This is a genomic window from Salibaculum griseiflavum, assembly GCF_003129565.1.
GTDB classification, from domain to species: Bacteria; Pseudomonadota; Alphaproteobacteria; order Rhodobacterales; family Rhodobacteraceae; genus Salibaculum; species Salibaculum griseiflavum.
Genome location: NZ_QETF01000020.1, coordinates 1 through 23,035 on the forward strand (window position 1 = coordinate 1; position 23,035 = coordinate 23,035).

General features: G+C 64.7%; 20 protein-coding genes and 1 tRNA gene. 14 read left to right on the forward strand and 7 right to left on the reverse strand.

The features are described 5' to 3' along the window. Positions 1-110: 110 nt before the first annotated feature. The 3 genes from DFK10_RS14120 to DFK10_RS14125 all read right to left on the reverse strand — a co-directional run bounded on the left by DFK10_RS14120 (position 111) and on the right by DFK10_RS14125 (position 8,218). Complete coding sequence (locus DFK10_RS14120; RefSeq protein WP_217810166.1) at positions 111-6,155, reverse strand: Ig-like domain-containing protein; 6,045 nt, start codon at positions 6,153-6,155, stop codon at positions 111-113. A gap of 1,361 nt (positions 6,156-7,516) precedes the next feature. Further along, positions 7,517-7,969 carry a hypothetical protein gene (locus tag DFK10_RS16330; protein WP_146193277.1) on the reverse strand — a complete coding sequence of 151 codons (453 nt, stop codon included), beginning with the start codon at positions 7,967-7,969 and terminating at the stop codon, positions 7,517-7,519. Positions 7,970-8,128: 159 nt separating this feature from the next. Beyond that, positions 8,129-8,218: transfer RNA gene (locus DFK10_RS14125), tRNA-Ser, on the reverse strand. 156 nt (positions 8,219-8,374) lie between these two features. Here DFK10_RS14125 and DFK10_RS14130 point away from each other — a divergent pair. Next, positions 8,375-9,205 carry a DUF2059 domain-containing protein gene (locus tag DFK10_RS14130; RefSeq protein ID WP_109389678.1) on the forward strand — a complete coding sequence of 277 codons (831 nt, stop codon included), beginning with the start codon at positions 8,375-8,377 and terminating at the stop codon, positions 9,203-9,205. Here DFK10_RS14130 and DFK10_RS14135 read toward each other — a convergent pair. After that, positions 9,202-9,549 carry a hypothetical protein gene (locus DFK10_RS14135; protein ID WP_109389679.1) on the reverse strand — a complete coding sequence of 116 codons (348 nt, stop codon included), beginning with the start codon at positions 9,547-9,549 and terminating at the stop codon, positions 9,202-9,204. The genes DFK10_RS14130 and DFK10_RS14135 overlap by 4 nt on opposite strands. Before the next feature lie 187 nt (positions 9,550-9,736). Between DFK10_RS14135 and DFK10_RS14140 the strand changes: the two genes are divergently transcribed. The 7 genes from DFK10_RS14140 to DFK10_RS14170 all read left to right on the forward strand — a co-directional run bounded on the left by DFK10_RS14140 (position 9,737) and on the right by DFK10_RS14170 (position 15,403). After that, positions 9,737-10,408: a 50S ribosomal protein L21 gene (locus tag DFK10_RS14140; RefSeq protein ID WP_109389680.1), complete on the forward strand. Its 672-nt coding sequence runs from the start codon at positions 9,737-9,739 to the stop codon at positions 10,406-10,408. A gap of 21 nt (positions 10,409-10,429) precedes the next feature. After that, complete coding sequence (gene rpmA, locus DFK10_RS14145) at positions 10,430-10,699, forward strand: 50S ribosomal protein L27 (RefSeq protein ID WP_109389681.1); 270 nt, start codon at positions 10,430-10,432, stop codon at positions 10,697-10,699. Positions 10,700-10,845: 146 nt separating this feature from the next. Beyond that, complete coding sequence (locus tag DFK10_RS14150) at positions 10,846-11,391, forward strand: GNAT family N-acetyltransferase (RefSeq protein ID WP_109389682.1); 546 nt, start codon at positions 10,846-10,848, stop codon at positions 11,389-11,391. After that, entirely contained in the window at positions 11,388-11,912 is a 525-nt protein-coding gene (locus tag DFK10_RS14155; RefSeq protein WP_109389683.1) for a GNAT family N-acetyltransferase, read from the forward strand. The genes DFK10_RS14150 and DFK10_RS14155 overlap by 4 nt, the downstream gene beginning before the upstream one ends. A gap of 103 nt (positions 11,913-12,015) precedes the next feature. Then, positions 12,016-13,056 (forward strand): GTPase ObgE, encoded by a 1,041-nt coding sequence (gene obgE, locus DFK10_RS14160; RefSeq protein WP_109389684.1) that lies wholly within the window; start codon positions 12,016-12,018, stop codon positions 13,054-13,056. Continuing rightward, positions 13,044-14,150, forward strand: coding sequence for a glutamate 5-kinase (gene proB / locus DFK10_RS14165; RefSeq protein WP_109389685.1), 1,107 nt, complete (start codon positions 13,044-13,046; stop codon positions 14,148-14,150). The genes obgE and proB overlap by 13 nt, the downstream gene beginning before the upstream one ends. 11 nt (positions 14,151-14,161) lie before the next feature. Then, on the forward strand, positions 14,162-15,403 hold the full coding sequence (locus DFK10_RS14170; RefSeq protein WP_109389686.1) for a glutamate-5-semialdehyde dehydrogenase: 1,242 nt from the start codon (positions 14,162-14,164) through the stop codon (positions 15,401-15,403). Here DFK10_RS14170 and DFK10_RS14175 read toward each other — a convergent pair. Then, complete coding sequence (locus DFK10_RS14175) at positions 15,400-15,990, reverse strand: histidine phosphotransferase family protein (RefSeq protein ID WP_109389687.1); 591 nt, start codon at positions 15,988-15,990, stop codon at positions 15,400-15,402. The genes DFK10_RS14170 and DFK10_RS14175 overlap by 4 nt on opposite strands. Between DFK10_RS14175 and DFK10_RS14180 the strand changes: the two genes are divergently transcribed. From DFK10_RS14180 to DFK10_RS14190, 3 genes are all read left to right on the forward strand, one after another. Further along, positions 15,989-16,171 carry a DUF3553 domain-containing protein gene (locus tag DFK10_RS14180; protein ID WP_109389688.1) on the forward strand — a complete coding sequence of 61 codons (183 nt, stop codon included), beginning with the start codon at positions 15,989-15,991 and terminating at the stop codon, positions 16,169-16,171. The two genes, DFK10_RS14175 and DFK10_RS14180, sit on opposite strands and share 2 nt — an antisense overlap. A gap of 130 nt (positions 16,172-16,301) precedes the next feature. Beyond that, entirely contained in the window at positions 16,302-17,054 is a 753-nt protein-coding gene (locus DFK10_RS14185) for a GNAT family N-acetyltransferase (RefSeq protein WP_109389689.1), read from the forward strand. Beyond that, entirely contained in the window at positions 17,051-17,884 is an 834-nt protein-coding gene (locus tag DFK10_RS14190; protein WP_109389690.1) for a lysophospholipid acyltransferase family protein, read from the forward strand. Before DFK10_RS14185 ends, DFK10_RS14190 begins: the two co-directional genes overlap by 4 nt. A gap of 3 nt (positions 17,885-17,887) precedes the next feature. On the opposite strand, the gene DFK10_RS14195 is transcribed toward DFK10_RS14190, so the two are convergent. Next, positions 17,888-18,511, reverse strand: coding sequence for a thiamine phosphate synthase (locus DFK10_RS14195; RefSeq protein WP_109389691.1), 624 nt, complete (start codon positions 18,509-18,511; stop codon positions 17,888-17,890). 125 nt (positions 18,512-18,636) lie between these two features. Between DFK10_RS14195 and DFK10_RS14200 the strand changes: the two genes are divergently transcribed. The 3 genes from DFK10_RS14200 to DFK10_RS14210 all read left to right on the forward strand — a co-directional run bounded on the left by DFK10_RS14200 (position 18,637) and on the right by DFK10_RS14210 (position 22,076). Then, the gene (locus DFK10_RS14200; RefSeq protein WP_109389692.1) at positions 18,637-19,380 is read left to right on the forward strand and encodes an RNA methyltransferase; all 744 of its coding nucleotides are present in this window, start codon (positions 18,637-18,639) and stop codon (positions 19,378-19,380) included. 82 nt (positions 19,381-19,462) lie between these two features. Continuing rightward, positions 19,463-20,605 (forward strand): heme A synthase, encoded by a 1,143-nt coding sequence (ctaA, locus tag DFK10_RS14205; RefSeq protein ID WP_109389693.1) that lies wholly within the window; start codon positions 19,463-19,465, stop codon positions 20,603-20,605. A gap of 1 nt (position 20,606) precedes the next feature. Then, on the forward strand, positions 20,607-22,076 hold the full coding sequence (locus tag DFK10_RS14210) for a carboxypeptidase M32 (protein WP_109389694.1): 1,470 nt from the start codon (positions 20,607-20,609) through the stop codon (positions 22,074-22,076). Positions 22,077-22,211: 135 nt separating this feature from the next. On the opposite strand, the gene DFK10_RS14215 is transcribed toward DFK10_RS14210, so the two are convergent. Then, positions 22,212-22,997, reverse strand: a complete 786-nt coding sequence (locus DFK10_RS14215; RefSeq protein ID WP_109389695.1) for an enoyl-CoA hydratase — start codon at positions 22,995-22,997, stop codon at positions 22,212-22,214. Positions 22,998-23,035 lie beyond the last annotated feature (38 nt).

A 23,035-nucleotide genomic window follows, 5' to 3' on the forward strand; every position in this document is an offset into this window, starting at 1 on the left:
CCAATCCTAAAGCAGGCCCTTATCGACCACCGCCAAAAGGACCAGCTTGACCAGATCAAGGACGCCGCATAACCTCGCATCAAGCTGCGCCACTCAGGCAAGTTTCAACATCAAGCGGGACATTCCCGCACGGCATAGCCGCCGACGGTCACACCAAGGCGGTCTTGGTCGCCCTCAAATGATCCGTCGAGTGTGGAATGTGCCAGTTCTCCGCCCACGAAGTAGCCCAGCATCGTCTGCTCGGAGACCAGATGTTCCCAAGCAACACGTCCGGTCAATGTGGCCGTCGTGCTATCGGTGTCGGCATCGTGCTGGATGTCGAAGTCCCCAAAGATCAAGCGGCGGTGGGTGCCCTCGTAGTTGCCCGTTTGCTCAAAGAAGGTCCCGCGGGTGCTGAGGCTCCCGCCTTCCAACGCAAAACTTCCGTCCACGTCGAACGGCACATAGTTCCGCGTCACCACACCACTTGCATCAGCGTCTTGCCGTTGGCGCTGCGCATCCACGAACCGTCCGCGTGCCTGAGCCACCATACGCTGGTTGGCCGACATCGTAGACTGCAAGTCGCGCATTGCCGAGTCCGCAACCACTTGGCGGATCTCTTCGCGATGCGCCTCGAACTCAGACGCCGGCGAGCCCGCAAGGATCGCGTAGGTGTTCGAGGCCACGTTCTGGTTGCCAGCCTCATCTTGCGCCGCGGCTGCCGGGACCTGAACCGTGACGGTCTTTCCCAGCTCAGGCGAGATGGTCAGCGTGTAAACCGCGCCGCTGCCCGTCAGCTTGGATGCCTGCGCATTGGTCACGTCGACATCGTCAAGCGCCAAGCCCGTCACATCCTCCGAGAAGGTCAGCGTGACCGTGAAGTCCTCAACCACAACATCCGTAGGCCCTTCGACCGTCACCGTCGGCTTGGTCGTATCCGGGTTCAGCGGATCAGTGCCATTGGCCAGCTCCGTTGCGTCATCGACCCCGTCGCCGTCACTATCCGTGACCAGCGGGTTGGTGCCCGCCGCACGCTCCTCGGCATCCGGTACACCGTCGCCGTCACTGTCGGGATCGTTTGGATCCGTCCCGGCCGCGGTCTCCGTGCCGTCTCCAACCCCGTCACCATCGCTGTCGGTATCCTCACGTGGGTTGAACGGGAAGGCGTCCGCATTGTCGCCCACGCCGTCGCCGTCGCTGTCCGTGGTCTCATTCGGGTCATTCGGGAAAGCGTCTTCGGCATCCGGAACGCCATCGCCGTCCGTGTCGGTCTTACCCGGATCGGTGCCATTGGCGCGCTCTTCGCCGTCCGGCACACCATCGCCGTCGCTGTCCACGCCGCCATCGCTGGCCCCGGCATCGTTGGGGTAGTCGTCATAGGCATCATCCACACCGTCGCCATCACTGTCGCGCGCGGTGGGATCCGTCCCGGCAGCCACCTCGGCCCCGTCCGAGATCCCGTCATTGTCGCTGTCGGGATCGTTGGGATCCGTGCCAAGCTCCTGCTCGCGCTTGTCGCTCAGACCATCGCCGTCCGTATCCGCGCTCGCCGGGTCCGTGCCGTTGGCACGCTCGGCATTGTCGCCCACGCCGTCGCCGTCCGTATCCGCGTCCTCATTGGCATCGTTCGGGAAGGCGTCCTCGCCGTCCGGAACCCCGTCCCCATCGCTGTCGCCAGAGGTCGGATCGGAGCCCGCGTCCTTCTCATCACCGTCAGAGACGCCGTCGCCGTCACTGTCGGGATCGTTCGGATCGGTCCCGTCAGCAACTTCCTGGTTGTCGCCAACCCCATCTCCGTCACTGTCCGTGTCCTCAGACGGGTCCCGCGGGAAAGCGTCTTGGCCGTCCGGCGTGCCATCCCCGTCGCTGTCGGGGTTGCCCGGGTCGGTACCTGCATCAACCTCGGTGCCGTCCGGGATACCGTCGCCGTCGCTGTCGGGATTGCCCGGATCCGTGCCAGCCGCGCGTTCCTCGGCATCCGTCAGCCCGTCGCCATCACTGTCAGGGTCGTCCGTCTTGGTGCCCACAAAGCCCTCTTCACGGTCGCCAATCCCGTCACCATCGGTGTCGGTGTCCTCCGACGGGTCGCGCGGGAAGGCGTCTTCGCCGTCCGGCGTGCCGTCGCCGTCGCTGTCGGGGTTCTTTGGATCCGTGCCCGCATCGCGCTCGTCGCCATCAGAGACGCCATCGCCGTCACTGTCGGGGTCGTTGGGATCCGTGCCATCGGCAATCTCATCGGCGTCGCTCACCCCGTCGCCGTCGCTGTCCGTGCCGCCCGAGGGGTCGTTCGGCAGGTCATCCTCGCCGTCCGGCACACCGTCGCCGTCACTGTCGCCCTTGGTGGGATCGGAGCCCTCCTCGACCTCCCGGCCATCCGGGATGCCGTCGCCGTCGCTGTCAGGATCGTTCGGATCCGTCCCGCGCTCCTTCTCTTCCTTGTCGCTCAGACCGTCGCCGTCCGAGTCCCCGCTCGTCGGGCTGGTCCCGTCCTCCGCTTCCTGGTTGTCGCCAACCCCGTCGCCGTCCGTATCCTTGTCCTCGTTCGGATCATTCGGGAAGGCGTCCTCGGCATCCGGCGTGCCGTCCCCGTCCGTGTCCCGCCGCGCGGCCACCGTAAAGGACGTCGCCGCGATGTTGTCGTTCGGCACGGAGTTGCCTTGGTCGTCCGTGGCCTCGTCCTGCACCTTGCCCGCCGCAAGATCCAGCGTCACAACCCCATCGGCCACAGGTGTGACCTCAAAGGTCCAGACCTTCTTCGGCGTCTGCTCCTGCAGGTTCCCAAGTGCCGCGTTGCGCGAGCTGACCCGTACATCCGACAGATCAAAGCCCGTCACGGGCTCGTTGAACGACAGCGTGGCCGTGAACGGCCCCACCTCCGGCTCACCCGGCGTCGTCGGCGTGTAGCTGAAGCTCGGCACCGGCGCGTCCTCGTCCACGTCCAGCACCGTCACGCTGACCATCTGCGCGCTGATGTTGCCCGTCACGTTGCCCGCGCCGTCGATGTCCCGCGCGAAGACCTCGACCTGCCAGACGCCGTCGCCATCGCTGTCCTGCGGGCTCTCGTAATCCGGCGCCTTGGCGCTCTTGAAGGTCAGCTGCCCCGAGGCCGGGTCGATCGCGAAGTCGCCCTGGTCCGTCCCGCTGCCCGAAGACCCGCCAAGGTCGGTAAGCGACCAGCGCACCGTCTCGTCGGCCGTAAAGCGCGCCACGCCCAGCGTGTTCTCAGAAAGCGTCGCGTTCGCCGTCGCCCCCGTCGTCGTGCCATTGCCCGCCGCATCCGGGCCCGTGATCACCGGCGCGGTGTTGTCCAGCACGTAGCCCGCCTCATTGGGCGACGGCACCGAGGCCGTCTTCCAAGGGTTGCCCTCAAGATCCACAATATCGTTGCCCGAGGCAAAGCCCAGCGTGACCGGTCCGTCGAGACCCGCCAGATCGCCCCCGCTCGCTGTGATCCGCCACGTGTTCCCGCTCGTGTTGTTGGCCGAGGTGATCGCAGCACTCGTTCCCGCCAGCGTGAAGTCCGCCGTCGCACCACCAACATTCTGCACAGGCTCCGAGAAGGTCACGTCCCAGACCAGCGTATCGGCCGCCGTCTTCATGTATGACGGGGCGACACGGGTCACGCTGATCGCCGCCGGGCGCACCGCCTCGACCTGCACGCCCGCAAGCCTGCCGATCGAGAGCGCCGTCTCGAGGTCGTTGCCCACCACGTCCTGAACGCTCGCCCCGTTGAGGTCGATCGCGTCTGCCACCTCGATCCCGTCAGGGTCCAGATCATTGCCCTGCACGGTATAGGTGAAGACCAGCGTCTGGCCGCTGCTCTCGCCGGGCTGATAGTCGGCATACGCCGTCCCGCTCTGCATGGTGAAGGGAATGCGCGGCGTGCCGCCTGCAACCGTCACCGCCTCCGACATCGACAGCTGGAAGCGCATCACCCGCGAGGCCGCCGAGAGGCTGTAGGTCTGGTCGCTCGGCACGCTCGTCTGCGTCACGGAAGGCGGCGCGTTGTCCACCAGATACTCCGGCTCGTCCGTGCCCCCCACCGTGGGCGCCGGCGCCAGCGCGTTGCCGGCCGTATCCGTGATGTTGTGGCCCGAGAAGAAGGACAGCGTGATCCTGTCCTCCAGATCGGCCAGATCGCCCCCCGAGGCCGTCACACGGTAGGTGTTGCTACCTTGATCCGTGACGCTCAGCACAGCGCTCGTGTTCGCCACACGGAAGTCCGCCGCGTCCACATTGGTCATCGCCTCGTCGAAGGTCACGTCCCAGCTCAGGCTGTCGGCATTGGTCGGGCTGGCGTCCACCCGCGTCAGCGACGCCACCCCCGGCACCGTCTCATCAACCGTGATCGCGCCTGAGATCGACGCCACACTGCTCTGGTTGCCCGCCACGTCCGTCTGGCGCGCCTGCACGTCATCGGCGGCGTAGCTCCCCGCGCTCAGCGTGAAGCTCGTCCCGCTGCCCGCGCTCCAGGTGCCGCCCCCGTCGATGCTGTACTCCCAGCTCGCCACGTCCCCGGCCAGTGTCACCGACACCGTCCCGTCCCGCGTGATCAGGTCGCTGTCGCTCGCGCCCGCGTCATCGGCCAGCGCAATCCCCGGCGCCGCCACGCTCGTGTCGATCTCCACGGACAAGGCCGACGAGGCCGCCGACACGTTCCCCGCCGCGTCCGTCTGCTTGGCCGTGATGGCGTAGGTGCCGTCCGAGAGCGCGTCTCCGTTCGCAACCGTGAGGCTCCAAGCGCCCGACCCGTTCGCACTCACCGTCCCCAGCGACGTCGCCCCGGCAAAGACCTCCACCGTCGCAGCCGCCTCCGACGTGCCCGTAAACTCCGGCGTCGTGTCGCTCGTGATGTCGTCGGCATCCGACACACCGCTGTCAGAGCCCGCCGCAAGATCCGGCTGAGACGGCGCGGACGGCACGGCCGTGTCCACGTTCTGCGCAGGCGAGCCCCCCGCCCCGGAATGCCCCAGAAGCGCCGGCTGACCTGTGCTGTCCCCCGTGATCGTCGCCCCGTTCAGCGCCAGCGTGTTCGCAACCACCGCGACGCCGTCCGCGTCCGTATCGCTGGGTTGCACCTCATACGCAAAGCTCAGCGTGTCTCCGCTCGCAGACGACAGCGCCACCGTCTGCACGCTCCCGCCAACATCCAAGTCAACCGACGGCGTCCCGCCGCTCTCGTCAACCGTCACAGGTTCCGTGAACGTCAGCTCAAAACCAATGACGTCGCCCGCCTTGTAGGGGCCCGTCGAGGTGAAGGCCGGCGTGCCGAGAGACGGGGCGTTCACCGTGGTAAACTGATAGTTCGACGCCGACACCGCAGGCGACCCGTTGCCAGCGTCATCGACGAACGCCCCCGCCGGGATCGCAACCGAGTAGGTCGTGGTGATGTCGAAGTTGCTCGCCGGGTCGATCTCGACCACCGTCGAGTCTCCGCTGCCGGTGATCGTCACTTGGCCAGACGTCACGTCAATCGTGTCGAAGGTCGAGCTGCCTCCTGTATCGGTGATGACAATATCACCAGAACCCGCGGAAACGCTCTCGTCGAACGACAGCGTAATCACGTCGCCCGGCACCACGTCGTTGTCGCCATTCGCCGGGTCCGTCTTCGATGTAGGATCGATCAGGGGCGCAATACCGTCCACGGCGAGGCTATACGTATTATCGCCCGCCGCCACGCCGCTCAGGTCAACATTGCCAGACCCGTCGACATTGTCGATTGAACCATGGCTGGAAACGTCCAGCGCATTGCCCGCCGCGTCCTCGATCGTCCCGCCATTGAGCTCAAGGGCGGTGATGTCGATCGACCCGCCGTCGTTGTCCTCAGACCCCACCGTATACGTGAAGGTCACTGTGTCACCGCTCTCGCTCGCGTAATCCGCATAGGCCGTCGTCCCGCCAACGTCCAAAGCAAGACGCGGCGTGCCGTTCGTCGTGTTCACGGCCCCAATCGTCTCGTTGAACTGGACCGCAAAAGAAACACTGTCGCCGTTCTTCAAACCACCCGATGGAACCGTGGCAGGCGACGTCGCACCCTGAGAAATCGACGTGACAACAGGTGGGGTCGTGTCGGGGACCGTGAAGGCATCCACAAGCGTCAGGGCCGGAGTCTCGACATTCGAGCTGCCCTCCAGAGCGCGGTCTTTTACCTCAACGGTATAAGTCTCCCCCTCCACGAGATTGGCCGCAGGAATTACAACCGAAAGCTTGGACCCACTCAGGTCGCCAGCACTGATGGACGTCTCGTAGCTGTTGCCGCTTCCATCCGTGATTTTAAAGGCATCCGCATCGCCCGCAGCCGCGCCAAGGGACAGTGTCCGGTCGTAGGCCAGCTCAAAAGTTAAGTCTGAGGCCGATGAAATAAAACTGGAGGAAATCGAAGAACCGTTTTGCTCAAGCCCGCTGAAGTTAAATGTTGGGCTAAAGTTTACGTCAAGTTGCGGGCTACTAGCATTTTCGAAATAGAATGAATTGGTGACCATTGAAAGTCGAGCGGCAAACAAGCCGACGCCCCCATCTGCTGAGGTATCAATTTCAAAACGGGTGGGGATATTATTTTCCATGAAATAACCAAAGTATCGTGCATTAAAACGGAGGAATTCGCGCTCATCATTCTGAGTTACGTTTACTGATGTGGCATCCCCAAAAACATCGCTATTTTCATGAAGAAAATGATCGTCGCCTGGCGTCTCGTTAATAACTCCATTGAGTTCACCAACCTGACCTTCCATTACTGCTAAATTGGGGCCAACTCTTCGATAATTGTAACCGATCATTACCTGCGGACCACCAGCGTCGGCGTTGTCAGGGAAAGTACCAGCTTGCACATACCTGCACTCAAAGCTTCCAGAGGAATCAGTAAAACGAATGTATATTCCGCGAAAGACAAAGCTTCCGTTTGTAAAGCCAGCTCTCGACTCAATTGTTTGAGATGAGCAAGTTTTATCCTGTTTGCCTACCGCAATCGTAGGGTAAGACAAAGCAACTACGGTAATAATGAAATACGCATTGTATTGAACAAGAGTTATAAGTGGTTTGACCACAACCCCTATTTTCCGCAGCCACTTGGTCATCCCGGCCCTCTTTCTGGCGCGCGTTTTCTCTTGCTGGGCTGTGTGCCAAGGGTCGCGGGTGGGGACTAGATGGTCTTTTTGGACATGGTCATAGTGAACATGACCTTACAACCTCACCCGCTAGCGGCGAGAAAGCGCCCGATCATGAGAGCGTGCGGGTCAGTCACTGACAGCTGGAAGGCGCCCTGTAAGACGTCGTGCGCTGACCGGAATTGGCGGTTCAGCTGCGCCACCTATAGTAATAAAAACTGTATCCGAAAATTTGGTCGCGCGGTCATACAAGGTATTTTCACCGCCGGTTGGGGGTGTCCGGGGGGTGGCACGGTCGGGTGGCCACAGCCTGCGACCAGTTCATTCAGCTCAGCCGTTTTCCACGCTTGGCTGGCCGCTTGGCCAAGGGCCTTTGGTTTGGCTGGCCTGTGGTCCACTCAGCCTAATGTCTCTTGGATACAACCCCCGTGGCGTCAGTCGCCCCCGTGGCCACCACCGGGGTCTTTGCCGGCGTCCCGGTCAAGCGCCGCACGTAATGCGCTCGGGTGCGTTTTGAAGCGCCCCCGTGGTGGCTTGAGCTTTCCCTGCAGATACCACCGGCCTGCCGCCGGACAGCTCGGGTTGCGCTGAATGCCTTCGTGATGAACGCAGCGATCCGATCCGCGCACGACCGGCAAGCGGCAGCGCGTTCCGTCGTGTTTTTCAGCCGTGCACCTAGGAGCGTTTTGATACCCCTCCCACAGCTGTTCGCGTGAGGCCCGCTCCGGGTAGTTGCCAAGCGCCGCCCGCTTGCGGCCTTTGGCACGCTGCTTGACGGTCAGCTGCGCCGCCTTGGCGGCCGCCTGGTGAAATGCCTCTCTGCTCAACGGTCTCGCGCGCAGGCGCTCCGGCTCCGGTCGGGGTGGTTGGTCAGCTCTCTGGGTCATGCCCAGATTATACCCCAACGATTCCCTTGGCGCGAGACCCGGGTGAGGGGCCCGGTGCTCCCAGCACCTGCAGATAGGCTCCCTAGCAAAGAATCCTGAGGGGCTATTAAGGGGCTAGATTTAACAACTGCCGCTAAGTCATTGTTTTTATTGATGTTGTGGCGGAGAGACAGGGATTCGAACCCTGGGTGGGCTTGCACCCACAACGGTTTTCGAGACCGCCCCGTTCGACCACTCCGGCACCTCTCCGCGGGGGTCTGGACGCGGGAGATAATCGGGCTTGCCGGGGCTTGCAACCCTTTTCCTGACAATCCTGTCATCGACGGCCATCCGCCCGTCGCCGGCCCTTGGAATACCGCCCTTTCGAACCTATTCATTGAGGGGCAACCAGAAAGGATACCCGACATGCTGCGTTTTGCCGTTCCTGCCGCTTTCACGGTCCTGGCCGCCACGCCGGCGCTGGCCGAAGGCGACGCCGCCGCCGATGCGGGCGCCCTTTTCGAGATGATGAAACTGCCGCAGATCATCTCGGTCATGCAGCAAGAGGGCATCGCCTATGGCGAGACCCTCGGCGCAGACATGCTGGCTGGCAATACCGGCCCCGACTGGATGCGGATGGTCGAGCGGATCTACGACGAGGAGCGCATGGTCGATCGCATCCGCACCGAATTCGTTCAGGGTCTGGAGGGCGCCGACATGGAGGCGCTGCACGGCTTCTACGGATCCGATCTGGGCCAGGAGGTTCTGTCCCTGGAACTGAGCGCGCGCGAGGCGTTTCTTGACGAAGCCATCGAGGATGCCGCCCGCGAAAATGCCGCTGTCGCCATGGCCGACGAGACCGAGCGATACCAGCTGGTCGCGCGCTTCGTCGAGGCCAATGACCTTATCGAGCGCAATGTCATGGGCGCGATGAATTCGAACTATGCTTTCTTTCGGGGCCTTGCCGAGGGCGGCGCTTTCGGCGGTGACCTGAGCGAAGACCAGATCCTGGCCGATGTCTGGGCACAGGAGCCGGAGATTCGCGGCAATACGACGGAATGGGTCTTTGCCTTCTCGATGTTGGCCTATCAGCCGCTGGCCGATGATCAGCTGGAAAGCTATGTCACTTTCTCCGAGAGCGAGGCGGGGCAGGCGATCAACCGGGTCCTGTTCGACGCGTTCGATGCCGAGTTCGAGGACATCAGCCGCGCGCTTGGCCGTGCCGCCGCCCACGAGATGACGGCGCAGGATCTCTAGCCCGTGACCATGATCGCGACGACCAGCGCCTCGGGGCTTGCCTCGTAGAGGGGAAGGTCCGATTGAAGTTGCAGGATATGCGGGGCGCGTATTTGCTGCGGGGCCTCGGCAAGATCGAAGGCGCGGGTCAGGGTCGGGCCGCCCCCGGCGCGGATGTCGGCAAGCAAGTCCGGATGGTTGGTTTTGACGAAGAGTTCAACCTCGCCGCGCCTTTGGGTATAGTTGGCCTCCTGCATCGCGCTGGCCGCGCCGCGAACTGGCCAGAAAAGCGGGTTGCCCAGATGGTTGGCTTGCTGCGAACAGGCGGCCAGAAGAAGGACGGCGCAGACGGCAGGATGGCGCATGGATTTCGGCCCCTTGGGGGTTGACTTGGCAGCAGGATGCGCAGATAAGCTGCCATCCCGGCAAGTCTCTTGTCGGGCTTAGGCAAAATCTCGCCCCAACGGGCGCGCTGTCCACGGGTTGCGGATGACCGCAGCGAACGCCCCGGTTCGGGGGACCCCAGAGACGCGATTGAAAAGGAAGAGACCCATGTTTGCGGTTATGAAAACCGGCGGCAAGCAATACCGCGTCACCTCGGGTGACGTTCTGCGTGTCGAGAAGATCGCCGCCGAAGCTGGCGAAAAAGTTCAATTCAACGATGTTCTGATGGTGGGCGGCACCGTGGGCACGCCGCTCGTGGACGGTGCCGGTGTCCAGGCCGAAGTGATCGACCAGATCAAGGGCCCCAAGACCATCAAGTTCGTCAAGCGCCGTCGTAAGCACAGCTCCAAGCGGACCCGTGGCCACCGTCAGCAACTGACGCTGGTGCGTATCACCGACATCCTGGAAAAGGGTGCCGACAAGTCCGGCGTGAAGGCCGCTGTTGGTGGGGCCGGCTTTGCCGCTGCTGCTGCCGCCGCTGCGCCGAAGAAGGCCAAGAAGGCCGCTGCAAAGCCTGCCGCGAAGGCCGAGGCCAAGGCCGAACCGAAGAAAGCCGCGCCCAAGAAGGCCGCCGCCAATTCCGACGGCGACGATCTCAAGCAGCTGTCCGGTGTGGGCCCCGCGCTTGAGAAGAAGCTGCACGAGGCCGGCGTGACCACCTTCGCCCAGATCGCGGCGTGGACCGAGGCCGATATTGCTGCTATGGACGAGAAGCTGAGCGTCAAGGGCCGGATCGAGCGTGAAGGCTGGGTTGATCAGGCCAAAGAACTGGCCAAGTAAGACGACGATAGGAGAGACACGATGGCACACAAGAAAGCAGGCGGTTCATCCCGTAACGGCCGCGACTCTGCCGGTCGCCGCCTTGGCATCAAGAAGTTCGGTGGGGAACATGTGATCCCCGGCAACATCATCGCGCGTCAACGCGGCAACAAGTGGTGGCCGGGTGAAGGCGTGGGCGAAGGCAAGGATCACACGATCTTCGCCACCGTCGAGGGCAATGTGACCTTCCGCAAGGGCCTGAAGGGCCGCACCTTCATTTCCGTGCTTCCGATGGCGGAGGCCGCGGAATAAGCCGAACCCAAAGGTTTCAAGAAATTTGAAAGGGATCGGCGAAACCGCCGGTCCCTTTTTCGTTACAAGGCCTGTCTTTCACCACAGGCCGCCCCCATGTCGGTTCCGTAACTTGCGGGGTTCGGGCTTTTGGAGGAGGAAGGCCAATGATTGTCGAACAGGATTTGCACAGCGAAGCATTGATAGCAGCGGGCCGGTTCGCGCTGCGCCCCATGCGCCAGTCCGATACCGGGCTGATCGAGATGTATGCGGGGGATGCGCGCGTCGCCACGATGACCCGCGACATCCCGCATCCGCTGCCCCCCGGCACGGTCGAGACGCTTTTGCGCACCGCCGCCGACCCCGATCATTCGGTCGATGTCTGGGTGATGGACGGCTCTGCGCTTGGCCACGCCGAGGTGCTGGGCATCCTGAAACTGGAACGCATGGACCGCCAGCAATCGGAAATTCGCTACTGGGTGGCGCCAGCCTTCTGGAATACCGGGATCGCCACCGAGGCGGTGGGTGCGCTGATCGCCGCCAATCCGCATGGGGCGGCCCAGGTCTTTGCCGAAGTCTTTCAGGACAATCCCGGCTCGGCCCGGGTGCTGACAAATGTCGGATTCGACTACCTTGGCGATGCCGAGGCCTTTTGCGTGGCACGCAATGCCGTTGTGCCCACCTGGACCTATAGCCGGAAGATGGGCGGGTGACACCCGACCTGCATACGGCACGCCTGACGCTGCGCGGGCCGCGTGACGCGGATGAGGCCGATATCGTTGCCGCGATCAATGACCTGGAGGTCAGCCGCTGGTTGACCGTTGTGCCTTATCCTTACACGCCGGAAGACGCCCAATGGTTCATTGGCGAATGCCTGTCCGGCCGTGAACGCAGCTGGGCCATCACCCGCACCGACGAGGACCGCGTGCTGGGCATGATCGGGGGACGCGACTCGTTCGGCTACTGGCTGCGCCGGGAAGAGTGGGGCAACGGTATCCTAAGCGAGGCCGCGCCGGCGGTTGTGGCGCATATCTTCGAGCAGGACACGCCGGGGCAAATACGCTCGGAGTATTTCCTCGGCAACGCCCGTTCGGCCGCGGTGCTTTACCGGCTGGGCTTCAAGGATACCGATCAGCGCGAGGTGACCTGCCGAGCAACCGGGGAACTGGTGCGATCCCAGCAAGTGGCGCTGTCCCGGGCGGACTGGCGCCCGCCATCACCGGCTGCAAGTTAGAGCGCCCTGCGTCCTCATCGACCGGCCAACCATCCGGTCCCCCTTGAGTGCATCGCGGCAATGCCGTATCCCGCGCAACTGAACGCCCCGAAAGGCCCGACCCATGAAATTCCTCGATCTCGCCAAGGTCTATATCCGCTCGGGCAGCGGCGGCGGCGGCTGTATCAGCTTCCGGCGCGAGAAGTTCATCGAATATGGCGGCCCGGATGGTGGCGATGGTGGCAAAGGCGGCTCTGTCATTGCCGAGGCGGTCGACGGGCTCAATACCTTGATCGACTTCCGCTACCAGCAGCATTTCTTTGCCAAGAACGGGCAGGCGGGCATGGGCAGCCAGCGCACCGGCGCCGATGGCGATGACATCATCCTGCGCCTGCCGGTTGGCACGGAAGTGCTGGACGAGGACCAGGAAACCGTGATCGCCGACCTGACCGAGGTCGGCCAACGCGTGGTGCTGGCCAAGGGCGGCAATGGCGGCTGGGGCAACCTGCGTTTCACCACCTCGACCAACCGGGCGCCGCGCCGCGCCAATCCTGGCCAGCCGGGGGTGGAGCGCACGATCTGGTTGCGGCTGAAGCTGATTGCCGATGTCGGGCTGCTTGGCTTGCCCAATGCAGGCAAATCGACCTTCCTTGCGGCAACATCCAATGCGCGGCCCAAGGTGGCCGATTACCCGTTCACCACGCTGGTGCCCAATCTGGGTGTCGTGGGGGTGGACGGGGCCGAATTCGTTGTGGCGGATATTCCGGGCCTGATCGCCGGCGCGTCCGAGGGCAAGGGCCTGGGTGACCTGTTCCTTGGCCATGTGGAACGCTGCGCCGTGCTGCTGCACCTGATCGACGGCACCTCCGGTGACCCGGTGGGCGATTATCGCACCATCATTCAGGAACTTGAGGCCTATGGCGGCGATCTGGCCGACAAGCCGCGCGTGACCGTGCTCAACAAGATCGACACCCTCGACGAGGAAGAGCGCGCCTTCATCGCCGGAGAGATCAAGGCCGAGACCGGGGTTGACGTCATGCTGATGTCAGGTGCCACAAGCGAGGGCGTGACCGAAGTTCTGCGGGCGCTGCGCGCGCAGATCTCCGAGGATCGCCTGCGCCGCAAACGTGAAGAGCAAGAGGACGAGGAACCGTGGCAACCCTGACCGGCGCAAAGCGGATCGTCGTCAAGATCGGCTCGGCCCTTCTGGTCGACCGAGATAGCGGCACGTTGCGGGCCAGCTGGTTGCGTGGGCTGGCCGAGGATGTGGCGTGGCTCAAGGGGCAGGGGGCCGACGTGGTTCTGGTCTCGTCCGGCTCCATCGCGCTGGGGCGCGGCGTGCTGGGCCTGGGTCTCGGGCCGCTGACGCTGGAACAGTCCCAGGCCGCCGCGGCCGTCGGCCAGATCCGCCTCGCCCGTGCCTATGAAGAGGCGCTGGCCCCCCACGGGATCACCACCGCGCAGGTGCTGGTGACGCTGGAAGATACCGAGAACCGCCGCCGGTTCCTCAATTCCCGTGCCACGCTGGAAACCCTGCTGGCCATGGGCGCCGTGCCGATCGTCAACGAGAATGACACGGTTGCCACGGACGAAATCCGCTATGGCGACAATGACCGGCTGGCCGCGCGCGTGGCGATGACGGTGCTGGCTGATCGGCTGATCCTGCTGTCGGATGTGGACGGGCTCTATTCCGGCAACCCGCACGAAGACCCGACCGCGCGCCGGTTCGACGTGGTAGAAGAGATCACCCCCGAGGTCGAGGCGATGGCCGGCGATGCCGGTTCCGGCCTGTCCAAGGGCGGCATGAAGACGAAACTGTTCGCGGCGAAGACGGCGATGGCGTCGGGCTGCGCCATGGCTATCACCGAAGGCTCGAAGCTGCGGCCGCTATCGGCACTGGCCGACGGGGCACCCGCCACATGGTTCACACCCCAACAGGACCGGCATGTCGCCCGCAAGGGTTGGATCGCAGCGATGAAGCCGCGCGGAACCCTGGCGGTGGATGCGGGCGCGGCGCGGGCGCTGGCGGGCGGAAACAGCCTGTTGCCCGCCGGGGTAACCGCCGTCAGCGGGGCCTTCCAGCGCGGCGATCCGGTGAACGTGACCGACGAGGCCGGCCAGGTGCTGGCCATGGGGCTGAGCCGCTACAGTGATGCCGAGACCCGGGCGATTGCCGGGCATCGCAGCGACGAGATCGAGGAAATCCTTGGCTATCCGGGCCGCGCGGTGCTGATCCACCGTGATGACCTGGTCATGTAAAGAGAAGTCAGATGACAGATATCAAGACCATGATGGCCGATCTGGGCCGAAACGCGAAAGATGCCGCTGCGACGCTGGCCTATGCCACCGCCGAGGCCAAGAGCCACGCGCTGATGACCGCCGCCGACCGAGTCTGGGCGCGCCGGGACGAACTCATCGCGGCCAATGAAGAAGACCTCGCCTATGGCCGCGAGAAAGGGCTGAGCCCGGCCATGATGGATCGCCTGATGCTGGACGAAGCGCGTATCGCGGGTATGTGTGAGGGGCTTCGGGCCGTGGCCGCGCAGGAGGATCCCGTCGGCCAGGTGATCGAGGAATGGGACAGGCCCAGCGGGCTGCATATCCGCCGTGTGCGCACGCCTCTGGGCGTCGTCGGCGTGATCTATGAAAGCCGGCCCAACGTAACCGCCGATGCGGGGGCGCTGTGCCTGAAGTCCGGCAATGCCGTGATCCTGCGCGGGGGCTCGGAAGGCTTTAATTCTTCGTCTGTCATTCATGCTTGCCTTGTCGAAGGCCTGACCGCTGCGGGCCTGCCGGAGCACGCAATCCAGCTGGTCCCGACACGCGACCGCGCGGCGGTGCAGGAAATGCTGACCATGGTGGATACGATCGACGTGATCGTGCCGCGTGGCGGCAAGGGGCTGGTCGGGCTGGTCCAGCGCGAGGCGCGGGTGCCGGTCTTTGCCCATCTGGAAGGGATCGTTCACATCTATATCGACAAGGACGCGGACCCGGACAAGGCGCGAGCCGTGGTGTTGAACGCCAAGACCCGGCGCACGGGCATCTGCGGCGCCGCCGAGTGCCTGCTGGTGCATCGTGACGCGCTGGCCCTGGGTCAGGAAATCGTCAATGATCTCAAGGCAGCAGGGGTCGAGGTTCATGCGGACGGGCTGGACGGTTCGGTCCCGGCAACCGAGGCCGATTGGGGCATGGAATACCTCGACATGAAGATCGCCGCGAAAGTGGTTGATAACATTGACGAAGCGATTGCTCATATCCGCCAATACGGATCGAGCCATACCGATGCGATCCTGACCGAGGACGATGCGGCGGCGGCGCATTTCTTTTCGCGGCTCGACAGCGCCATCCTGATGCGCAACGCCTCGACACAGTTTGCCGATGGCGGGGAATTCGGCATGGGGGCCGAGATCGGCATCGCAACCGGCAAGATGCACGCGCGTGGCCCGGTCGGGGCGGTTCAGCTGACCAGCTTCAAATACCTCGTCGAGGGCGACGGGACGACCCGCGCCTAGAATTCCAGCAGCAGCCGGTCATCGCCCCGGCTGAACTTCGCCCGGCGGTCCAGTGCGGCCAGGGCCTGCGGCAGAAGGGCGAAATGCACGGTTGCCGCCGACAGGTCGGGCATCGGCTGGCCATGGTCCAGCGCGGCCCATAATCCGGCATCCACATGCACCATGCCCTGCGCGGCAAGCGCCCATCTGACGCCGGTCCGGCGCAGTTCGATCCGGCCCCCCGAGGGCAGGGCGCTGTGCAGGCACAGGGCAGCGAGCAGCGCCGCCTTTGCCTCGGGTCGAGGAACGGTGTCGGTGACAAGGTAGTCGGACCGGGTGCGCCCGTCGGTGAAATAGGCTGTCAGCACCCCCGCCATCTCCGTTGCCCCGACCGTTTGTCCCGCATTTGCGGTGCCGAAGGCGATGCGGAAGAGCTGCACCTTGGCGTTGGCATTGGCGACGCTTTGATGGATCAGCGCCATTTCCTCGGTTGGGGCGGCATTGGACAGCGCCAAAAGCTCGACACCATTGCCGATCGCCCCAAGTGGGCTGATGATGTCGTGACAGATACGAGAACCGATGAGCGCGGAAAGGTCAGGTGGGCACATGGAAGATCAGAACAGCTTTCTGGAACCGGGGATGCTGGTGCGCCACCCCACGCAGCCCGATTGGGGCGTCGGGCAGGTGCAGTCGAATATCGGGGGGCGGGTGACGGTAAATTTCCCGGACGAGGGCAAGGTCGTGATCGACAGCACACGGGTCATGTTGGTCCTGGTCTCCTCCGGGTAAGCGAAGGGTAAGCGCCCCGGCAAAAACACGCAAGAGTTGAGTGGGCAGCGCAGGCAACGCACGGTGCCGTTGCCAAGCCCGACATGCGCCCCTAAAACGCGCGAACCCGCAGACAGGCACCCGGACAGCGATGGCACGGCCCACCCCGATCTTCGAAACCGCACTGGCACGGACCCAGGAGGAGCTGCGCGCGGCGCTCGCCCTCCGTTATCGCGTCTTCGTAGAGGAACTCGGGGCCGCGGATCACGGCGCGGGCCTGGAACAGGACCGGTTCGATGCCCATGCCAAGCACCTGCTGCTGTATGACCGCGCGCGGCCCGAGGGCGACCAGGTTGTGGGCGTTTACCGGTTGATGGACGAGGCCGCCGCGCGGGCGGCTGGCCAGTTCTATTCCGAGGATGAATACGATCTTGGGCCGCTGCGAGACACGGGCCTGTCCCTGCTGGAACTGGGCCGGTCCTGCGTGCGCCCCGAATATCGCGACGGGCAGGCCCTGTTTCACCTGTGGCGCGGTCTGGCGGCATATGTTCTCGACCACGGGATCGAGGTTCTGTTCGGGGTCGCCAGTTTTCACGGCACGGATAACGAAGGGTTGGCCCAGCCGCTCTCCCTTCTGCATCACCGGCATCTTGCGCCTGCGCATCTGCGGGTGCAGTCGCGTCGCCATGAGCCGATGGACCGGTTGCCGCCGGATGCCATCGACCGGATTGCCGCGATGCAGCAGATTCCGGCCCTTATCAAGGCCTATCTGCGGCTTGGCGGGGTCGTGGGCGAGGGGGCCTTCGTGGACCATGACTTCAACACCACCGATGTCTGCCTGATCGTCGAAACGGCGGCATTGAATGACCGCCAGCGGGCGCTCTATGCGGGGGGCGCGGCATGACAACGTGGCGGTCGGAGGAGCTGCCCGACAGCCACCGAATTGGCGGCGCGGGCTGGGTCTTGATTATGCTGCGCGTCGTGCCGCTGGCCATTCTTGTCTTCGGGTGTCTGGCGCTGTTGCTGCTGGTGCGGCTGGTCGAACGGCCGCTCTTCGGGCAGGGGCGCCCCTGGACGCCATTCATCACGCAATTCGTCTGCCGCAACGCCTTTCGCATCATCGGAATCGGCTACCGCGCCGAGGGCGCGCCGATGCGGGGCCCCGGCGCGGTGGTGGCAAACCATTCCAGCTGGCTGGACATTTTCGCGCTGAACGCGGCCAAGCGCATCTATTTCGTGTCGAAATCCGAGGTGGCGGGCTGGCCCGGGATCGGCTGGCTGGCGCGGGCTACCGGGACGGTCTTCATCGCCCGCGACCGGCGCGATGCCCCAGCCCAGGTCGATACCTTCAAAATGCGCCTGTCGCATGGGCACAAGCTGCTGTTTTTTCCCGAGGGCACCTCGACCGATGGCCGCCGGGTGCTGCCCTTCAAACCGACGCTTTTCGCGGCCTTCTTCGATCCGGCCTTTCGCGACAGCCTACGCATCCAGCCGGTCACGGTGATCTACCGGGCACCAGAGGGCGTCGATCCCCGGCTCTATGGTTGGTGGGGCGATATGGAGTTTGGCCCGCACCTTCTGGCGACCCTGGCGCAGCGGCCGCAGGGGGAGGTTGTGGTGAGATACCACGCGCCGGTGGCCGTGGCCGATTACGCGGACCGCAAGGCACTGGCCGCCGCGCTGGAACGCACGGTGCGCGGGGGCTTGGAAGAGGCGGGCGTTTCGGAGCTGTAGCCGCTAGAGCATCGCGCCTTGCAGGGTCTTCAGGGCCGCAACCGGGTCATCGGCGCCCCAGATCTCGTCGCCGATGCCGAAGAAATCCGTGACCGGGGCGAGGTCGCGGATCAGGGCGGTATCCAGCGCACCCTCGGCGACCACGGGCACTTCGATCATCATCGACCACCATTCGAACAATTCCCGTTCCGCCTGCCGCCCGTCCCCCAGCGGGGTGACGCCACAGGGCCCGAAGCTGACATAATCGGCGCCCAGTTCGCCGGCGGTCATGCCGTCATGGCGGGAATTGTGACAGAAAGCGCCGACGATGGCCTCATCGCCCAGTTCCTTGCGGGTCTTGCGCACCGAGCGCGCCCCGTCCGTCAGGTGCACCCCGTCAAGGCCCAGCCGTTCGACCAACAGCATGTGGCTGTCGATCACCAGCGCGACGTCGCGGGCATGGGTGACCTCGCGCAGGGCATCGGCGGCGCGGGCAATCCGGTCCTCGTCGCGGGTGCCGAGGGAAAGGCGCAGGCAGGCGACCTCGACGCTGTCCAACACGCGGGCGAGCGTTTCCGGATAGCTGGACAATTCGAACTCGGTCGGGGTGATCAGGTAGATCTGCGGGTGCTCTTTTTCGTCGGCCATTTGTCTATCCGCCTGTCTTGATGGGGTTTCGCCGCTATAGCGTTGAAATCGCGCCTTGGCTACCGCTTGCCGAACATCGCGGGCTTGCGTATCAGCGGGCAGACCCGCAGCCAGCCGAGAGCGCCATGCCCAGCGACACCCCGCAACCCGCCTTTGTCCTGATCCGCCCGCAGATGGGCGAAAATATCGGCGCAGCCGCGCGGGCGATGTGGAATTTCGGGCTGGACCGGATGCGCGTGGTCGCGCCGCGCGATGGCTGGCCCAACCCGTCGGCCGTGGCCATGGCCAGCGGGGCGGGGCGGCTACTGGACGAGGCGGTGCTGGCCGGTGACGTGGCCGAGGGCATCGCGGACCGGACCTTTGTCTATGCCACCACGGCCCGGCCACGGGAACTGACCAAACCCGTTTTCACCCCCGAGGCTGCCATGCGGGATGCCGCCAACCGCATCGCTCGGGGTGAAAAGGTGGCCGTGATGTTCGGCCCCGAACGCGCCGGGATGGAAAACGCCGATATCGCGCAGGCCAATGCCATCATTACCGTGCCGGTCAATCCGGATTTCCCGTCGCTCAACCTTGCGCAATGCGTGTTGCTGGTGGGCTATGAATGGCGGCGGGCCGTTGAAGAGGCCGAAGAGATGGTGCTGCGTGGCCAGCGCACGGAACTGGCCGAGGGCGCCGAGATCGAGGCGCTGGCTCGCCACTACGAAGAGCGGATGGACGAGGCGGGCTTTTTCTACCCGCCCGAAAAGGCTGACAGCATGAAGCTGAACCTGCGCAACCTGTGGTCCCGCATGCCGCTGACGCGGGCCGATGTGCAGATGCTGCATGGAATGATGCGGCAATTGGTGCGCTGGAAGGACAAGGGCTGAGACAGGCTGCCGCGTTCGCTTGCCCATGGGGGGCGCGCGGCATAGCTTGCACGCGAGGACGAACCGGGAAGGGCACAGAGGCATGGCCGACAAGAAACGCAGCATTTTCGAAGAGGTCGAGACGGCGCAGAAACCCGCCGCCGCGCCGGGCGGGATCGCGAAAGGCAGCCGGGCGGGTGCGCGCGGCGCGATCCGTATCTGGCTGATGGCTCTTTTCGCGCTGGTGGTGGTCATGATCGCCGTGGGCGGTCTGACCCGCCTGACGGATTCGGGCCTGTCGATCACCGAATGGGCGCCGCTCAGCGGGGCCGTTCCGCCCCTGTCGCAGGCCGATTGGCAGGCGGAGTTCGATGCCTACAAGCAGATTCCGGAATACATCGAACAGAATGCGGGCATGTCCATGGCCGAGTTCCAGTTCATCTACTGGTGGGAATGGGGCCACCGCCAGTTGGGTCGGGTGATCGGTCTGGTCTGGGCCCTGGGCTTCGTGGGCTTTCTCGTGGCGGGCAAGATCCCCGCGGGCTGGACCGGGCGGCTGCTGTTGCTGGGCGCGCTTGGCGGTCTGCAGGGGGCGATCGGCTGGTGGATGGTGCATTCGGGCCTGCAAGAGGGGATGCTCGACGTGGCCTCTTATCGGCTGGCCACGCATCTGGGCCTCGCCTTTGCCATCCTTGGCCTGATCGCCTGGTATGTTTTCCTGCTGGGCCGGAGCGAGGCCGAGCTGATGCAGGCCCGGCGACTGGCCGATCCGAAGCTGTTTTCTCTGTCCACCGGGCTGATGCATTTCACCTTCCTGCAGATCCTGCTGGGCGCGCTGGTGGCGGGTATCGACGCGGGCCGCGCCTTTCCGACCTGGCCTCTTATGGGCAGCGGGTTCTTTCCGCCCGATCCGTTCCAGTTGACGCCGATCTGGCGCAACTTCTTCGAGGATGCGGGGCTGGTGCAGTTCATCCACAGGATGTCGGGCTACCTGCTGTTCATCTTTGCCATTGTCGTCTGGCGGCGCGGGCAGGGGGCGGGCAATGGCGCGACGCGCTTCGCCTTCAACGCGGTGTTCGCCGCGATTTCGGTCCAGATGCTGATCGGGATCGCCACCGTGCTCTATTCGGCGCCGTGGCAGATCGCCATCGTGCACCAGCTGGTCGCGGTGCTGGTCTTCGTGCTGATCCTGCGGGCGCGTTACCTGTCGCGCTACCCGCTGCCGCAATCGCTGAGGGGCGCCTGACATGAACGCATATGACGAGCTGATGGAATTCGCCCGGACCACCCAGGCGCTGGCCCAAGTGGCCGGCCGGTTGGGCTGGGACCAGGAAACAATGATGCCGCGTGCCGCCGCACCGCAGCGGGCCGAGGAAATGGCGGCTATGGAGGCAGTTCTGCATGCCCGCCGCACGGATCCGCAGGTGGGCGCCTGGCTTGAGGCGGCCGAAACCACCGGGCCTGTGCAGGTCGCCAACCTGCGCCTGATCCGCCGCGACTTCGAAAGGGCGCGCAAGGTGCCCGCGCGGCTGGCCGCCGAGATCGCCCGCGTCACCTCGATGGCCCAGGGGGTTTGGGCCAGGGCCCGCGAGGAGGACGATTTCGCCGCCTTTGCACCGACCCTGAAAGAGGTGGTCGCGCTGAAACGCGAGGAGGGCGCGGCGCTGGCCGAGGGCGCGGATGTCTATGACGCGATGTTGCAGGATTACGAACCGGGCGCGACCGCGGCCGGTCTGGAAGAGATGTTCGCGCGGATGCGCCCGCGCCTTGTGGCCCTGCGCGAAGCGGTGCTGGACAAACCCGCGCCGACGGCGCTGACCGGCACCTTCGACGAGGGCGCGCAGATGCGGCTGGCGCGGCAGGTCGCCAAGACATTCGGGTATGACATGGCACGCGGTCGGGTGGACAAGGCCGTGCATCCGTTTTCCTCTGGCTCGGGGCTGGATGTGCGCATCACCACCCGGACAAACCCCGTCGATCCGTTCAACAGCCTCTATTCCACGATCCACGAGGTCGGCCACGGCGCCTATGAGCAGAACATCCACGCCGATCACCTGCTGACCCCGGTTGGGCAGGGCGTGTCCATGGGGGTGCATGAAAGCCAGTCGCGCATCTACGAGAACCAGCTGGGCCGGTCCGAGGCCTTTGCCGTCTGGCTCTATGGCCAGATGCGGGAGGCATTCGGTGACCTTTCGGTGCCGGATGCACAGGCGCTCTATGCCGCGATCAATCGCGTGGGGTCCGGCTATATCCGCACAGAGGCCGACGAGGTGCATTACAACCTGCACATCCTGCTGCGTTTCGACCTGGAGCGCGACCTGATCGCGCGCAGGCTGGAAGTGGGCGACCTGGAGGCTGCCTGGAACGAACGGTTCGCGACGGATTTCGGGGTTGCCGTGGATCGCGCCTCGAACGGCGTGTTGCAGGACGTGCACTGGTCGATCGGCCTGTTCGGCTATTTCCCGACTTACACGCTGGGCAATGTCTATGCCGGGTGTCTCTACGAGGCGTTGCGCCGCGATGTGCCGGATCTCGAGGGCGCGCTGTCCCAGGGCGATCTGAGCCCCGCCACCGACTGGCTGCGCGACAAGGTGCAGACCCATGGCGGGCTTTTCCAGCCGCGCGAGACAATTGCCCGCGCCTGTGGCGAAGAGCCAAGCGAAGAGCCGCTCTTGCGCTACCTGGAAGAGAAGTTCGGCGGGCTTTACGGGGTTTGACGATATGGGGTGGCTGACGCCACGCCCATTGTCTCGGCGCCGCCTTTGGCGCCGCCTGCGCATCAGGGGCGCTGCCCCTCTTGGCCTGCGGCCAATTCACCCCGGGATATTTGCCGGTCCGAAGAAAGTCTCAGTCTAGTCGGCCCAGTCCGGTTTGCGCTTTTCCAGGAAGGCGGTGATGCCTTCGTCGGTGTCGCGGTCGAGCATGTTGCGGACCATCACGTCACCGGCATGGGCATAGGCCTCGGCGGTGGTCATCTGGGCCTGGTCGTAGAAGGCGGTTTTGCCGACACGCACCGCGCTGGCGAGTTTGCCGGCGACGGTCTCGGCCAGATCTGTCGTGGCGGCGTCCAGTCGGTCGGTTGGGACGGCCTTGTTGATCAGGCCGATCTCCACGGCCTCTTCGGCGTCGATCAGGCGTCCGGTGGTCAGCATCTCGAAGGCGCGTTTGCGTGGTACGTTGCGGGTCAGCGCCACCATGGGCGTGGAACAGAACAGCCCGATATTGACCCCGTTGACGCCGAACCGCGTGCCCTCGGCGGCCACGGCCATGTCGCAGGTGGCGACCAGTTGGCAACCGGCGGCAGCGGCGACCCCGTGGACCTTGGCGATGACCGGCTGCGGGATCGCCTGGATCGTCTGCATCAGTCTGGTGCAGCGGGTGAAGAGATCGGCGAAATAGGCGGCGCCGCCATCCTCGGCCTGCCGGCCGGCCTGCATTTCCTTAAGATCATGGCCTGCGCAGAAAGCCTTGCCCGACCCGGCCAGCGTGACGGCGCGGATCTCATCGCTTTCGCCGATCTCGTCGAGTGTTTCCTGGAGCGCGGCCAGCATGGCGTCGGACAGGGCGTTCAGCTTCTCGGGGGCGGTCATCACCAGGTGGGCGACGCCGTTGCGGTCGGTGCGGTCGAGCAGGGACATGGCTTGTTCCTTTCACGGTTTCGGGGCAAGTCTAATGG